Raw genomic sequence first — 15129 nt, 5'->3', positions numbered from 1 at the left:
CTGTCCTGGTTGGCGCCCGCGATCTGCGAAGTGGACCGAAAGAGCCTGGCGACGCCCGTCGCCAGGCTCGGGAACGTCGGGCGCGTCACCGGCCTGGCAATCCCGCGCTTCGTGTCGCTGAAGAGCAACGCGGCAAGGCTTCGGATAGGACCTTCCACGGACTATCCGATCATCTGGCATTATGTCACGCTTGGTTTGCCGCTCGAGGTTGTGGAAGAGTCCGGCAACTGGCGAATGGTTCGCGACGCGGACGGCGCTATTGGCTGGATGTCGGCAGCGCTGCTGTCCGGTCAACGGATGGCCACCGTCGGAACTGGCTGGATTCGAACGCAGCACTGAGAAGCGCGCCTGCAGCGACAGCCACGGAGCGCGCCAGCTTGCAAGGCGGCGTGCTCCTCAGGCTTGATCGTTGTGATGGGACCTGGTGCGAAGTGACGGTCAGGCGACACGGTCTCATTGGATATGTCAGGCAGGTGGATCTATGGGGCGTCTACCGCAATGAGGTCGTCGGCTAGCCGTCAGCGGTCCCTTGTCGATGTCGCACATCGCTCCGGAAAACCCTTTCAACCGGCGTCAAACCGAGCACGCGCATGCGCGCTCTTGCAGGGTGTTCGGGCGTCCACAGCACGTTGTTGAGTTGCTCAGGCGGACCATGATCGGAAAAAAATAGAATTTTCAATGGACATCCGGAACTCTGTGTCGTAATAAAGGCAATCCTTTGCGCCTCGGCCATCATTTGCCATTGTAGAAACGACAGTTTCTCCGCGCTCATCAACGCAGCATGTATTATTATAATAATGCTCATCTGACGATTGCCGAGGATTAACTTCGCCATATTCCGCGCGATGGAATTGGTGCCTAAAGAAATCGTTTCCTTGAGCTGTATTTGCTTGAGGAATGCTGAAGATCACAAACAAGGAGAGTGCGTCAGCTATTGAGCAGGCGGCAAGTTTCTATGGCTTTTACGACGGAACACGAGAACGGCACGTCCGAGAGTTCGACCAAGATAAGATTGAAGGACGTCTACAAGATTTTCGGGGAATACCCGGAAGACGCCCTGGAGCTCATTCGCTCCGGCAAGAGCAAGGCAGACATTCACCGAGCAACCGGTTGCTCCATTGGCGTCAACGACGCCAGCTTCGATATCAAGGCGGGTGAGATCTTCGTGATCATGGGCCTGTCCGGTTCCGGCAAATCCACGCTTCTGCGCCTGCTCAACCGGCTCATCGAGCCGACATCCGGTTCCATCGAGATCGACGGCCAAGACATCACGAAGATGTCGCGCAAGGCGCTGATCGAGCTCCGTCGCCGAGACATCAGTATGGTGTTCCAGTCCTTCGCGCTTCTCCCAAACCGCAATGTTCTAAACAACGCCGCCTTCGGGCTGGAAGTGGCAGGCGTCGGCGAAGCCGAGCGCAAGGCGAATGCCATGGTGGCGCTGAAAGCCGTCGGGCTTGACGGTTATAGCGAAAGCCGCACGGACGAACTCTCCGGCGGAATGAAGCAGCGCGTCGGCCTTGCCCGGGCATTGGCAAGCGAACCGTCGATCCTGCTCATGGACGAAGCCTTCTCGGCGCTTGATCCGCTCATCCGCACAGAAATGCAGGACGAACTGGTTCGGCTGCAGTCCGAACACAGCCGAACGATCGTCTTCGTCAGCCATGATCTCGACGAGGCGATGCGCATCGGTGACCGTATCTGCATCATGCAGAACGGAAACGTCGTCCAGGTCGGCACACCTGACGAAATCGTCGGCAATCCCGCCAACGACTATGTCCGGTCGTTCTTCCGCAACGTTGATGTCTCGCAAGTCTTCAAGGCCGGCGACGTCGCGCGAAAGACCCAGATCACCATCATAGAGCGTCAGGGTGTTTCCGCCGCTGCCGCGCTGGAGCAGATGAAGAGCCGCGACAGGGAGTTCGCGATCATCGTCGGCCGCGACATGAAATACCATGGCATGGTCAGCCAGGCGTCATTGATGGAGAAGATCCGCACCAGGGCGGAAGATCCATATCGCAAGGCTTTCCTTGCCGACGCAGCGCCGATCCTTGCCAGCGAACAGCTCTCGAGTGTCCTTGGGCAAGTGGCTGCAAGCGCATGGCCGGTTCCTGTTGTCGACGACCAAGACCGTTACATCGGCGCCATCAGCAAGTCGGCGCTGCTTGAGACGCTCGACCGCGCCAACTGAACCTCACCAGCCAATCGGATAAAATTATGAGCTTCGACATCGGAGACGGCATCGATTCGGCCGTCAATTACATTCTCGACAATTTTTCGCCCGCTCTCGACTTAATCGCCGCGTCGATCGGGTTCGTGACGAACGGATTGCAGAACGGTCTGCTCAACATTCCCATGCCGGTCGGTATAGCGATCTTCGCTCTTCTCGCCCTGTGGCGCGTCTCGTTCGGCTTTGCGGTCTTTGCCGGATTGTCGCTTTCGCTGGTCGGGCAAATGGGACTGTGGGCAGCGATGATGGAGACGTTGTCTCTTGTCATTGCTTCGACTGTCATCGCGATGATCATCGGCTTGCCGCTCGGCGTCGCCATGGCACGACGGGATTCCGTCGCCGCGGTCATCCGCCCGGGGCTCGATCTGATGCAGACGATGCCGGCCTTCGTCTACCTCATTCCGGCGGCCATGTTCTTTGGGCTCGGCGCGGTTCCCGGCACCATCGCGACCGTCATCTTTTCCATGCCGCCGGTCGTGCGCCTTACCAATCTCGGCATCCGGCAGGTGCATGTGGAGTTCGTCGAGGCAGGCAATGCCTTTGGCTGCACGCCGACCCAGCTTCTCCTCAAGGTCCAGCTACCCAACGCAATGCCGTCGATCATGGCGGGCATCAACCAGACGATCATGCTGTCGCTGTCGATGGTGGTCATCGCCTCGATGATCGGCGCGGGCGGCCTCGGCAACACGGTGCTGACGGGCATCCAGCGGCTCGATGTCGGCACCGGCTTCGAAGGCGGCCTGGCCGTGGTCATCCTCGCCGTCATTCTCGATCGCCTGACCCAAAGCCTTGGAAAGAAAGGCGCTTCCTGGCGCCTGCCGTTTGTGAAGTTCGCACAGCGCGAACCTGAGGCCAAGACTGCCTGAGCGCAGCGTCTTCATCGGCGGGCGTTCCGCCCGCTGTCATTCGAAATGCATAGGAAGGATTGGATATGTTCAAGACAATCGCCACCATCGGCCTTGCTGCCATGTTTATCGGCGGCCCTGCAGGCGTGAGCTTCGCGCAGGAAACAAAGCCGGTGAAAATCGGCTGGGCGGCGTGGTCGGACGCGGAATTCGTCACCAAGCTGGCGGCGAAGATCATCAAGGATGAACTCGGTCACGAGGTCGAGCTTGTCCAGACAGACGTCGCTCCGCTCTATCAAGGGGTCAGCCGTGGCGATCTCGATGCGATGATGATGGCATGGCTGCCGCAAACCCATGCCGATTACTACGGCAAGGTGAAGGACAAGGTCGAGACCCTCGGCACTGTCTATGAGGGCGCTAGGCTCGGCTGGGTCGTCCCGGCCTATATTCCCGAAAGCGAACTCAACTCGATCGAGGATCTGCAGAAGCCCGAGATCAAGGAAAAGCTTGCCTCGACGGTTCAGGGCATCGATCCGGGCGCCGGCTTGACGCGTCTTTCGGAAAAGGCGCTCAAGGATTACGGCCTCGACGGCTACAAGCTTCAGATCTCCAGCGAAGCCGGGATGCTGACGGCGGTGGACCGCGCGATCAGGACCGAAAAGTGGTTCGTCGCTACGTCCTGGAGCCCCCATTGGATGTTCGGCAAATACGAGCTTCGCTACATCGCCGATCCGAAGGGCTCGCTCGGTGAGGCCGAACATGTCGATGTGCTGGCGCGCCAGGGCTTCAAGCAGGACAATCCTGATGTCGCCGCCTTCCTCTCCCGCATGAAACTGCCGATCGGCGATCTGGAGGCTGCGATGTTCCAGGCGCAGGAGACCTCCTACGAAGCCGCAGTCGAGAAATACATCGCTGATCACCCCGATCAGGTGAAGGCCTGGATCGGAGAGTAAGCCAGTCCACCCACGGGAGAAAAAGCCCGGCGCCGGTAAAACGCTGCCGGGCGACCGCTCTACATCAGAATGGAAAGGGATACCGATGAACTTCAACAATCATGAAAACACGTTCTGCACCCAGGATGACACGATCGGCGGACGTATGTCGCTTGCGCGCGATGCGCTTGACGTTTCGGCACAAAAGGCCGCCAGGATCCTCGGCGTCGAGACGAGCACGTGGTTCAACTGGGAAAACGATCGAGATGCCCCACGTGCCAATCGCCTGGCGATGATCGCCGGCGTCTTGAGCGTAAGCCTCTCGTGGCTGTTGACGGGACGGGGGCAGGGGCCGCGCTGAAAGCAAATTTAGCGCGCTCACTGGCACTGCACGGAGGAAATGCGGATCGTCGACATTCACCGCCGCTGCCAAGTTGCTGAAATCAGCAACAGATTATAGCTTCGCGACACAGTGAGCCGACATGGAGAGTGACGATGGAGCGGATTGGAATTACGGGAGACGTGGAGCTCTCGCGGATTGTTTACGGCATGTGGCGGCTGGCGGACGATCAGGACAGGTCGACAGCGCACATCCGCTCAAAGATCGACGCGTGTCTCGATCAGGGCGTGACCACACTGGATCATGCCGACATCTATGGCGGCTACATGGTCGAAGAACTCTTCGGCAATGCGTTGCGTGGCCGCGGACTCCGTCAGCGCATCGAGATCGTCACGAAATGCGGCATCGTCTACCCTGCCGGCAGGCACGGCGCCGCGAAGGTCAAGCATTACGACACAAGCGCCCGCCATATCACTGCCTCGGTCGACGAATCGCTCCGACTGATGGCCACGGACTACATCGATCTTCTTCTCATTCACCGGCCTGACCCGTTCATGGATCACGTCGAAACGGGTGCTGCGCTCGACGCGCTGGTCAAGGATGGAAAGGTACGATCGGTCGGCGTCTCGAATTTTCGCCCATGGGATCAAAGCCTTTTACAGTCGGCGATGAGTACAAGGCTCGCGACCAACCAGATTGAACTCAGTCTGTTGGCAACGGCGCCCTTCACCAACGGGGATATTGCTCACCTCCAGCAAATGTCGACCCCGGCGATGGCCTGGTCCCCGCTTGCAGGGGGCCGGTTGATAACGGAGAGTAACGGTGTGCTCGCCGAGAAGCTCGACCGTCTCGGTGCCGAGGCTGGCGTCGACCGGGCCGCCGTCGCGATTGCTTGGCTGCTTGCCCACCCAGCCCGAATTCTGCCTGTGCTTGGCACAAACAGCATCGATCGGATCCTCCGTTTTTCAGAGGCGCTTGCGGTTCGCATCGACAGGCAAACCTGGTTCGACCTCTACGCTGCGGCGACCGGAAATGACGTCCCATAGTCGCTCTGCACGCGACCGCACTGTTGAAGGATCGCAGTGATCACGGATCAATATCGAGCGCGGGATATCTGCGGAAAATGCCGCTTTCGTTGAACGCCAATCGACGCGGCGACGCCAGATAGGAAGCAATAGCGGGACCGTCCTTCACCCGGTCGTGAAGCCGTGCGAGACCCGGATATCGGATGTCGTGGTGCTTCATTGCCTTGGGGAAGGCATAGACCAGCCCTTCGATCATCTGGAACATCGACAGGTCAACATAGGTAAGGCTGTCGCCGACAAGATGGCCGCCTTGTACCGGGTTTTGCTTCAACACGCGCTCGAAATAACCAAGGAATTTCGGCAGGCGGTTCATGACGAACTCCGCCGCTCGCGCCTTTGCTTCTTCTTTCTGGTCTTCATAGTACTTGGAAGTCGCGATCGGGTGGTGCGTGTCGTGCACTTCGGCGACGAAATCAGTGATCGTCAATTGAAGTCCGTTGGCGAACCAGCGCGCGTCTTCGTCTCGCGGCGCAAGATCAAGCCGAGGGCCAAGATAGAGCAGGATGTTGGCAACATGGGAGACGAGCTGCCCGCCGTCTTTGAGAAAAGGAGGCGCGAAGGGAATATGCGCCTCCGACGAACTATCGATGAACTGCATCATCTCATCCGTCCCGCGGTCAGGCTCCCGCGTGACATCGACATAGTCGGCCCCGGCGTGCTCGAGTGTCAGCCGCACGAATTCTCCACGGCCCTGAATGCCATCCCAGTAGTAGAGTTCAAATGCCATGACATCCTCGCGGCGATTTGGGCCGACAACGTGCAGATCCGCTGTCAGGCCGACGTTGCGGCTGCCGCATCGGCCAACCCAAAACAATGGGCTCGCTGATGCGGCTGTGCGGGAACATTGAGCAGAAGTCTTCGCTTGTCCACCATCTTGTCGTCTGGGCAAACCTACCGTCTGGCAGTGTGGATGATCTCGCGGGCGATCGTTTCGGCCACGGCGTCGGTGGTCCGGCCCTCGTCCTCGGCGCGTTCGAAGATGCGGGTCAAGATCAAAGGGATCCGGTCGACGCGAACCATCACATCGTCGACGCTGTAGCGACCGCTGCCGATTTCGGCCGCGACATTGATAACACCGCCGGCGTTGATGACATAGTCGGGCGCATAGAGGATGCCTCTTTCCCTGAGGCGCTCACCGTCCGCAGCGGTCGCGAGCTGATTGTTTGCCGCTCCCGCAACGATCTTGGCTCGGAGCAACGGGATCGTCACGGCGGACAGAACGCCGCCCAACGCACAGGGCGCGAATATATCGACATCCGCTGCAATGATCGCCTGGCCCTCGACGACTGTCGCGCCAAGCTCTTGAGCAGCGCGTTCGGTGCGGGCTTGGTCGAGATCGGAAACCGTCAGCATGGCGCCTTCGGCGTGGAGCCTCTGGCAGAGCGCCCAACCGACAGACCCCAATCCCTGTACGGCAACGCGAATGCCTTTCAGGTTATCGCTACCGGTGCGATGGCGCAGTGCGGCCTTGAGGCCGAGGAACGTGCCCAAGGCGGTAAAGGGCGATGGGTTGCCACTGCCGCCCTTGGTGGTGCCGCTGACATTCGGCGTGCGCTCGGCAAGGAAATCCGCGTCAGCAAGCGTCATGCCGACATCTTCGGCCGTGATGTATTGGCCAACCAGCGCATTCAGCATCTCGGCATAGGCCGCGAGCATCGCCGGCGTTTTCTCTGTCTTCGGGTCGGCCATGATCACCGCCTTGCCGCCGCCCAGCGCCAGGCCGGCAATAGCGGACTTGAAGCTCATGCCGCGCGAGAGGCGCAGTGCATCGGTGACGCCGGCCTCGAAGCTGACATGCGGCCAGATGCGGGTTCCGCCCAAAGCCGGACCAAGGACCGTCGTGTGAACAGCCACGATTGCCTCAAGGCCGCGCTCGGAGTCGCGGCCCAGCCAAACCTGCTCGTGGGCGTCGAAGCCAGGCAAACCTGATGCCTCGCTGGTGATGTCGGTAATATCAAGCGTGGTTGCGGAAGCGATTTCCTGCCGCGGATTCAGCCCATTTCGCATTGCCATTCCTCCCTGTGACCTGGCACAGTGAAGGTTAAACATTCTCAGCGATCTTTGGTTTCGAAGTCACCACGCCACACGATGGCGCGTTGCGTGCGAGGAAATTTCCGCGCAACAAACGCAAAGCGCGTTCGTTGGCAGAAGGGGATGTGCACGCCTGTCAGCCGTACCGCCTCAATGCCAGTTGAACCGCCGCGCCGTGGATAAACGCGACGTGGCGGGACCACGTGCCCCCGGAGCTGGACGGCCGTATTTCGGCTGGTGGTTCTCCGCCGGGCGAGCACGCTCTCCCGGCGGGGAACCAGATAACGGCATGGCGAGGTTTCAGGCGCTCTTGCGCGTCACGAAGCGCGTTTCCAGATAGGCATCTATCGCTTCGGATCCGCCTTCGGTGCCATAGCCGGAATCCTTGATCCCCCCGAACGGGACTTCGGGCAGGGCAAGTCCGAGATGGTTGATCGAGATCATGCCGCTTTCGATTTCGGCAGCGATGCGATCCGACTGCTTCTGCGAGCCGGTGAAAGCGTAGGCGGCCAGCCCAAACGGCAGGCGGTTGGCTTCATCGATAGCTTCGTCCAGATCCGAGTATCGGTTGATGATCGCAACAGGGCCGAAGGGTTCGTCGTTCATGATGGCGGCCGAGCGCGGCACGTCTGCAAGCACCGTCGGTTCGAAGAAATAACCGCGATTGCCGATGCGGTGGCCGCCGGTCGTCAGGCGCCCACCCTGTTCGACGGCATCGACGATCAGCCTCTCGATTGCGGGAATGCGGCGCTCGTTGGCAAGCGGCCCCATGTCCGTTGCCGCATCGAGGCCATTGCCGACCTTGATTGCCTGCGAGGCGGCGGTGAAGCCGTCGATGAACCGATCGGCCACCCGTTCCTGCACGAGGAAACGCGTCGGCGACACGCAGACCTGACCGGCATTGCGGTATTTGCTGCCAGCCATTACGGCGACCGCCTCGTCGACGTCGGCATCCTCGGTGACGATCACCGGGGCATGCCCGCCAAGCTCCATCGTTGCCCGCTTCATGTGCAGGCCGGCAAGCGAAGCCAGCGACTTGCCAACCGGAGTCGAGCCTGTGAAGGACATCTTGCGGATCACCGGATGTGAAATCAGATACTGCGAGATCTGTGCGGGCACGCCGTAGATGAGGTTGACGACACCATCCGGCACCCCTGCATCCACAAAACACCGGATCAGCTCGGCCGGCGAAGCCGGTGTTTCCTCTGGCGCCTTGACGATGATCGAGCATCCGGTCGTAAGAGCCGCCGAAAGTTTGCGTACCACCTGGTTGATCGGGAAGTTCCAGGGTGTAAAAGCCGCCACCGGGCCGACCGGGACCTTCACCGTCATCTGGGTCACATTGGGCGCACGCGGCGGAATGATCTGCCCATAGGCCCGCCGGCCCTCCTCAGCGAACCAGTCGATGATGTCGGCAGCACTCAGGATCTCGCCCTTCGACTGGCCAAGCGGCTTGCCCTGTTCGCGGGTCATCAGCCAGGCGATGTCGTCGGCGCGCTGCCTCAACAGCGCTGCGGCGGCGCGCATGATTTTTCCCCGGTCGAAGGAGGACGTCCGGCGCCAGATCTCAAAGCCTTTCTGGGCCGCTACAAGTGCCTCGTCGAGATCGGCAACCTCGGCCCAGGCGACAGTTCCGATCGCCTCTTCGGTTGCAGGGTCGACAACCGGAATGCTCTTGCCTGATCGCGCCGGCCGCCATTTGCCGTCGATGTGAAGAAGGATATCCGGGTAGCTGGGCATGAAAGAACCTTTTCTGAGGGGGCTGGCTGGCGCGACTGTCTGTGGCGCGCGAAGAAGTCTAGGAAACGCGGGGAGACTGCCTGCAAGTGATGCTGAAGATCAAGGGGGCAGGGGCCTGATCATGGCCACATAGAACACGGCATCGCTCGCGCAATAGCCATGCGTTGCCTTTGACCTTCAGACAACTGATGCGGAAACCGGCAGGCGAAGTGTGGACCGGGGCCGACTTCGGTCATCAGCTTTCAGGTCGATACCAGCACGGGAGCCGCTTTGGTGCCCGGCTTCAGCATGCCGGTCAGCAGCAAGCTCACAGCCAGGAAGGGAACAAGCATCCCCAAACCGAAACGCATGTCGCTGTGCTCGGCAACAAGTCCGATCATTGGCGGTCCAATCAGAAAGCCGAGGAGTGCCACGAAAGACAGTATCGCCACGCTTGCGGGTGCCGGCCGGTCTTTTTGGTCGGCTGCCGCTGTGACAGCAAGCGGAAAACCGACCGATACACCGAAGCCCATGGCGGCAAAGCCGATCAGCGCCAACCAGGCAGCCGGGCTTATCGCCACCAAGAGCAGCCCCGCAACACTGGCGAGCCCGCATGTGCGAGCCACAGCGACAGGCCCGTAGGTGGCCTTGAGCCGGTCACCGCCGAACCGTCCCGCAGCGACCATGAAGGCGAAGATCGAATAGCCAAAACCGGCGCTGGCGCTGGCGAGCCCGAACACGTCTCGCAGGTAGACTGCCGACCAGTCCGCAACCGCGCCCTCGGTCATGGTGATGCCGAAGACAAAGAAGCAAATACCGAGCAAAGCTCGACTTGGTGGGCGGCGCCTGGTTTTGACGGTGTCCGCCTGCGTTGGCTCTGCAGCATGTAGGTCCGGCAACGCCTTGGCTGCCAGAAGGCTGATTGGCAACATAACCGCCGCCGCAATCAGCACGGCCCATTCAGGCGGCACGCCCGCTGCAGCAAAGCCAATGCCGACCAGACTGCCCGCCATGATCCCGAGGCTCCAGAAGCCGTGACATGTGCTCATGATCAACTTGCCAGAGCGCTTCTCGATGGCATCCGCCTCGACGTTGAGGCCCAGCTCCAATGTCGCCAACGCAACGCCCACGACTGCGAGTGTTACGAAAAGCAACTCGATGTTTGGCGCCCATGTCGGTAGCCACACCAGCCCGAGAAACACCACGAAGCCGTAGAGGATGGTGGCGCGGCCGCCGATCCGGGCGACGAAGCGGCCAGCGAAGGGCAGGGTTAGCAGGATGCCTGCCGGCATGCCGAGCAGGGCCAATGCCAATTCGGCCGGTCCGAGACCGAGCTTTTGTTGAATGTCGGGAATGCGTGGCAACCACGCGCCAAAGGCGATCGGCTGGAGGAAAAAGATCAGCATGATGAGCCGCTGACTGGTCATGCGCATTGCTCCTCGGCGTATTGTGCTGTCAACTTGTCCGCAGGCCACTTTCGTCAGAGATGGCTTCGCGTATTCCGGCCTGGCACTGAAAATCATTTTCACAATTTGTGTGACAAGGTCGCGAGACTGTCAACCGACCGACGCCAGGATTGACCGAAATTCCGCGTAACTGACGCGCTTTTTTTGATCGAAATATTAGTAAATACGCAGCTATGGGGCGAATCTTCTCGAAAATATCAAAGAAACGCCCAATTCTGAAGAAGCTCGTCTGACTGCAGCATACGTTGCGATGCTCCACCGCCTAAGATACGCCAGTGAAAAAAATGAACACAGAGTGCGGAGTTCCGGGCGCCTTCCCAATTGTAGGATCATCCGATCCTCCTCTCGGGCGCGCACAATGCGCAATTGTGCTTATGAAGGAAAGCCCGCAGTCGGTGCGGATCGGCCCAGGATTCGCATAAGCCATCGCTGGCGCGAGGTTATCAGCGTCCGAAGCTCTGGTACTTCTCCCTCGCAGCGCCCGCCGATTGCTCGGCCGTGATCGCTTCTTCGAAATAAGCCCGGCCGGACCATCCTGATCATAGGCCTGCAGGAGCCCTGTGGACCTGACTTCGACTGAGGTCGAGCAGTTCGGCAGCCTGGACAACGCTCAGGCGCTCGTCACGGATCTTCTGAATGACTTCGAGGCGGTGCAACTCTTTCTGCGACATGGTGATCAAACAGGACATGACGACTCCGACCGCTCATGGTCTCGACCAGGCTGAAGGTCGTCATCCTTGCTCCCAACGTTGGCTTTGACCAGTGCGTCGAGAGGCGAGACTGTCGCATCTCTAACTGGCCCAACTGTCGCATTACTAAATAGCCGTGGAGAATCTAATCCAAGTGCAACAATGACGTGTGAAGCGTAGAGGGTTAGCCACTTTCGCGCAAATGGGCCATGAAGACTTCGGCGGGCGTGCGGTAACCAAGGCACTTCCTCGGCAGTGAATTGAGATGGTGGGCGAGGGCGACCAGTTGCGGCTGGTTGACGGCAGACAGGTCCGTATCGCTCGGCACAAAGCGACGGATGCGCTTGTTGGTGTTCTCGACCGCGCCTTTCTGCCACGGTGAATTCGGATCGCAAAACCAGCTCCTGGCGCCGAGTCCATCTTCCAAAGCCTTGAAACCGCGAAACTCGGTACCACGGTCGAAGGTGAAGCTCTGCCGGGCAAAGGCGGGTAGCGGTGAGAAGGCATCGATGATCTTGTCGATGAGCGGACGAGAGTGACGGCTGCCATTCTTGATCATCACCGTGTAGCGGCTCTTGCGCTCGACCAGCGAGGTGACATTGGCTTCACCGAGGTCGCGCCGGAAGATCAGCAGATCACCCTCCCAGTGGCCGAACTGAGACCGATCGGCAATGAAATCAGGGCGTTGGCTGATCCTGCAGTCCAACGGGATCGAGCCGTCGCGGGGTTTGCGGGAGCGGCGCGGGCGGCGCTTGCGACGGCCTTCCGGCAGATGCTGATAGAGCTCCAGCGCCTGATCTTCCTTGCCATAGATGAAGCGATAGATCGTCTCGGTGCAGACGCGGACGGCGCTCACGCCATCGGCGAACAGGCGACCGGCGATCTGTTCCGGTGACCACAGCGCCTCCAGCTGCTCGATGACCAGTGCGCGCAATTGCGGGTGCCGCATCAGCTTCCTCAAACGCCGCCGCCGCTCTTTGCGGATGTCGTCGGCAACCGTTGGGAAGTAGCCGCTGTATTCGGGCAGTTCGCGATCGTGGAATGTATTGCGCCTGATCTCGCGATAGATGGTGGAACGGTGACGACCGAGTTGGCGCGCCATTTCATTGATCGGCACCTTGCGTTCGACAAAGTGATAGAGGCGGCGGCGATCCGCCAGATTCAGCTGCGAATAGCTTCGTGACATCCCAAAATCTCCAAGGGGAAACCATTGAAATCATTGGCATGTCGCACTTGAAAATAGAATGTACCCGGCTACATCAACTGTGGCAGCAAGGTTGAACTGTCCACGTTGGCGCAAAGTAGAAATGTCACTTTGGGCGGCGCGTCGTCAGCCATTTAGACATGCGACACTCGACATCTCCACTGGCGCTGAGGCAAGCCCCCGACCGGACCGGCTGGACCGGGTTGCAAGGGAAGGGAGGGGGCGGATGAGACGCTCCCCTTCGGCTTTAGCTTGGACAGTTGAAGCAGCCGGTCATTCCGCCGCATCGAGGTCAGAGAGCGCCTGTCGCCGCCGGGCAATGACCGCAGGATCGTTCATGAAATCCTTCCGACGTCCCGGGCCGCGCGCGCGTCGAACGTAGCCGTTCTTCTCGCTGTTCGTCTTCACGGCGGGCTTCGTCTGCTGCTCCTGACGTTCCTTGATGTAGGTCAGGAGTTCACCGAGCCGCTTGTTCTCGGTGATCGCCGCATGCGTCACCCGCTGGTCCTTGTCGAACACCCGGTAGGGTAGGGAATGCCCCTTCCAACGCACATCCAGCCTGCCGTCGGCAAGCGCGTAGGTCTCGACATAGCGACCGACCAGCCCGCGCGTCACCTCGTTCTCTTCCAGCATGATCCGCTGGCGCTCGAACGAAAACGTCAACTGGGCACCGACATAACGCTGCTCGCGTTTGCATAGCACGTCGCGCAGCCGATCCGGGGCAAGGTTCAGCGGCCGATGCAGATCATCAGATCTGGCAGGGGTAATGGCAAACTGGCGGTTATAGCGCTCCATGAACCGAGGCAGGAAAGCGTTGCCGTCGTCCATGCCGCAGACGCCCTCCAGGCGCAGATCCTTAATCAACCGGTCCTGTAGCGTCCGGTTCATCCGCTCGACGCGGCCCTTGGCCTGGCTCGAGTTTGCGCAAAGAATCTCGATGTTTAACTCGCAAAGTGCACGCCCGAACTGGGTCATGCCCTGGCCGCCCTTGGCATCCTTCTTCGCAACCCGGAACACCGAATGCTTGTCGGAATAGAAGGCGACTGGAGCACCATGCGCCTTCAGATAGAGTTCCAGCGCCTCGAAGTAGCTGAACGCACTTTCCGATCGTACAAACCGCAACTGCATCAGCTTGCCGGTCGCATCATCGATGAACACCAGTAATGAACATGGATCACCGCGATCTTCGAACATGGAGTAATCGCGGCGCGACCGTCTCTGGCTTTTTGGCTGGCGAGGGTGGTTGCCCCCGATAGGATGAAAAAACGGGCTCTCGATTGGAACCGGGCCCAAACATCGGATGGAGGCAACCATGAACCAATATATTGGGCTTGATGTTTCATTGAAAGACACCGCAATCTCGATCCGGGAAGACGGGAAGCGGATCTGGCGGGGGAAATGTCCTTCGGATCCCAATCTTCTCGCACAGATGATCCGCAAAAAAGCTCCGCGCGCCCAGCGCGTGGTATTCGAAACGGGACCGCTGTCGACGTGGTTCTATCACGCGCTGACGAGCGAGGGGTTGCCGGCGATCTGCATTGAAGCGCGACACGCGCAAAAGGTACTGAACGAGACGCTCAACAAAACTGATGCCAACGATGCGGATGGTTTAGCGCAACTCGCTGAAGCGGGCTTTTACAAAGCGGTTCGCGTCAAGTCGTTTGACGCTATGATGACCCGCACATTGGTGGCTGCCCGAGAACAACTCCTGAACATCTCGACACAACTTGGCAATCAAATCCGCGGCCTGATGAAGACCTTCGGTCTGATCATCCCGAAAACGAAGGGGCGAGTGTTTGATGGCGATGTGCGGAAGCTTTTGGATGGGAACAACGAGCTTGCGAAGATTATCTTGCCTCTTTTGGAGGCGTGGCACGATATCCGCAAGCGCGCAGCCGATCTTGGTCGCCAGTTGCTGATAGTGGCACGTGAGAGCGAAGCCACGAAGCTGTTGATGACAATCCCGGGCATCGGCGCAGTCACGGCGGTATCCTACGTTACGGCAATTGAAGACCCAGGAAACTTTCGAACGTCGCGGTCGGTTGGCGCCTGGCTTGGGTTGACAACCCGGCGCTACCAATCAGGCGAAGTCGATTGTGACGGCCATATCTCGCGAAGGGGTGACAATCGTTTACGTGGGCTGCTTTATGAAGCGGCGACAGCGCTGCTGACGAGAACCAGTGCCAGGACCGAGAGCAGTCTCAAGAGTTGGGGACTTAAGCTGCGGGAGCGACTTGGCTTCAAGCGGGCCGCTGTGGCCGTCGCCCGGGAACTCGCGGTCATCATGCACAGCATGCTCAAGACGGGAGAAGTGTTCAACGCATCGGCTGGCGCGACCATATAGGAGACGCTCAGCCTTCGTCCCTCAGCGCGCCATGTAACTTTGCGTGCTGAGCGTCCCTGCTGCGGACGTGGGCAGGATCATTCCGCTATCGCTGGCTGCAGCTCGTTGAGACTGCGTTTCGAACATTAGGAAGATCCCACCTGCGAAGACCATTGTGCGGCGACATTTGTCGACCGCGGAGACAACCCTGCTCCCAGCACTGGATAGCTCTGAAGGACATGGCCGGTGAGGGCAGTCCATTCAATCC

The 15129-nt window shown here is 59.7% G+C and carries 14 protein-coding genes and 3 pseudogenes; 8 read left to right on the top strand and 9 right to left on the bottom strand.

Annotated features, from left to right (window positions below; translation table 11 throughout):
* Window positions 1-9 precede the first annotated feature (9 nt).
* Together J3R84_RS24945 and J3R84_RS38825 are read left to right on the top strand one after the other, a co-directional pair.
* Entirely contained in the window at window positions 10-339 is a 330-nt protein-coding gene (locus tag J3R84_RS24945) for an SH3 domain-containing protein (protein ID WP_225906522.1), read from the top strand.
* A gap of 38 nt (window positions 340-377) precedes the next feature.
* On the top strand, window positions 378-515 hold the full coding sequence (locus J3R84_RS38825; protein ID WP_354006116.1) for an SH3 domain-containing protein: 138 nt from the start codon (window positions 378-380) through the stop codon (window positions 513-515).
* On the opposite strand, the gene J3R84_RS24940 is transcribed toward J3R84_RS38825, so the two are convergent.
* The gene (locus tag J3R84_RS24940; protein ID WP_203529750.1) at window positions 512-835 is read right to left on the bottom strand and encodes a hypothetical protein; all 324 of its coding nucleotides are present in this window, start codon (window positions 833-835) and stop codon (window positions 512-514) included. The two genes, J3R84_RS38825 and J3R84_RS24940, sit on opposite strands and share 4 nt — an antisense overlap.
* Window positions 836-955: 120 nt before the next feature.
* On the opposite strand from J3R84_RS24940, the gene proV reads away from it, so the two are divergent.
* The 5 genes from proV to J3R84_RS24915 all read left to right on the top strand — a co-directional run bounded on the left by proV (window position 956) and on the right by J3R84_RS24915 (window position 5390).
* Window positions 956-2188 carry a glycine betaine/L-proline ABC transporter ATP-binding protein ProV gene (proV, locus tag J3R84_RS24935; RefSeq protein ID WP_203529749.1) on the top strand — a complete coding sequence of 411 codons (1233 nt, stop codon included), beginning with the start codon at window positions 956-958 and terminating at the stop codon, window positions 2186-2188.
* 26 nt (window positions 2189-2214) lie between these two features.
* Window positions 2215-3093, top strand: coding sequence for an ABC transporter permease (locus J3R84_RS24930; protein WP_203529748.1), 879 nt, complete (start codon window positions 2215-2217; stop codon window positions 3091-3093).
* 65 nt (window positions 3094-3158) lie between these two features.
* Window positions 3159-4025, top strand: coding sequence for a glycine betaine ABC transporter substrate-binding protein (locus J3R84_RS24925; protein ID WP_203529747.1), 867 nt, complete (start codon window positions 3159-3161; stop codon window positions 4023-4025).
* Window positions 4026-4110: 85 nt separating this feature from the next.
* A complete protein-coding gene (locus tag J3R84_RS24920) occupies window positions 4111-4365 on the top strand; it encodes a helix-turn-helix domain-containing protein (protein ID WP_025428775.1) in 255 nt (84 codons plus the stop codon).
* A gap of 134 nt (window positions 4366-4499) precedes the next feature.
* Entirely contained in the window at window positions 4500-5390 is an 891-nt protein-coding gene (locus J3R84_RS24915) for an aldo/keto reductase (protein ID WP_203529746.1), read from the top strand.
* A gap of 40 nt (window positions 5391-5430) precedes the next feature.
* On the opposite strand, the gene J3R84_RS24910 is transcribed toward J3R84_RS24915, so the two are convergent.
* From J3R84_RS24910 to J3R84_RS24875, 8 genes and pseudogenes are all read right to left on the bottom strand, one after another.
* A complete protein-coding gene (locus tag J3R84_RS24910; RefSeq protein ID WP_203529745.1) occupies window positions 5431-6156 on the bottom strand; it encodes a glutathione S-transferase in 726 nt (241 codons plus the stop codon).
* A 164-nt stretch (window positions 6157-6320) separates the two neighbouring features.
* Window positions 6321-7436 (bottom strand): Glu/Leu/Phe/Val family dehydrogenase, encoded by a 1116-nt coding sequence (locus J3R84_RS24905; protein ID WP_203529744.1) that lies wholly within the window; start codon window positions 7434-7436, stop codon window positions 6321-6323.
* 324 nt (window positions 7437-7760) lie between these two features.
* Window positions 7761-9200 carry an NAD-dependent succinate-semialdehyde dehydrogenase gene (locus tag J3R84_RS24900; protein ID WP_203529743.1) on the bottom strand — a complete coding sequence of 480 codons (1440 nt, stop codon included), beginning with the start codon at window positions 9198-9200 and terminating at the stop codon, window positions 7761-7763.
* A 140-nt stretch (window positions 9201-9340) separates the two neighbouring features.
* A pseudogene (locus J3R84_RS24895) lies at window positions 9341-9442 on the bottom strand (ABC transporter ATP-binding protein); the annotation flags it as partial.
* A complete protein-coding gene (locus tag J3R84_RS24890) occupies window positions 9443-10606 on the bottom strand; it encodes an MFS transporter (RefSeq protein WP_203529742.1) in 1164 nt (387 codons plus the stop codon). It lies immediately after the preceding pseudogene.
* 520 nt (window positions 10607-11126) lie between these two features.
* Window positions 11127-11334, bottom strand: a pseudogene (locus tag J3R84_RS24885) (helix-turn-helix domain-containing protein); the annotation flags it as partial.
* Window positions 11335-11518: 184 nt separating this feature from the next.
* Window positions 11519-12520 (bottom strand): IS30 family transposase, encoded by a 1002-nt coding sequence (locus tag J3R84_RS24880; RefSeq protein WP_025428792.1) that lies wholly within the window; start codon window positions 12518-12520, stop codon window positions 11519-11521.
* A 291-nt stretch (window positions 12521-12811) separates the two neighbouring features.
* A pseudogene (locus tag J3R84_RS24875) lies at window positions 12812-13741 on the bottom strand (ISNCY family transposase); the annotation flags it as partial.
* Window positions 13742-13850: 109 nt separating this feature from the next.
* Between J3R84_RS24875 and J3R84_RS24870 the strand changes: the two are divergent.
* A complete protein-coding gene (locus J3R84_RS24870) occupies window positions 13851-14882 on the top strand; it encodes an IS110 family RNA-guided transposase (protein WP_207932858.1) in 1032 nt (343 codons plus the stop codon).
* Window positions 14883-15129 lie beyond the last annotated feature (247 nt).

Origin of the sequence: Ensifer canadensis, from assembly GCF_017488845.2 — a bacterium.
In the GTDB taxonomy this organism is placed as follows: Bacteria; Pseudomonadota; Alphaproteobacteria; order Rhizobiales; family Rhizobiaceae; genus Ensifer; species Ensifer canadensis.
The sequence above is the reverse complement of the archived record's forward strand: the minus strand, read 5'-3'. Positions and strand labels throughout refer to the sequence as shown.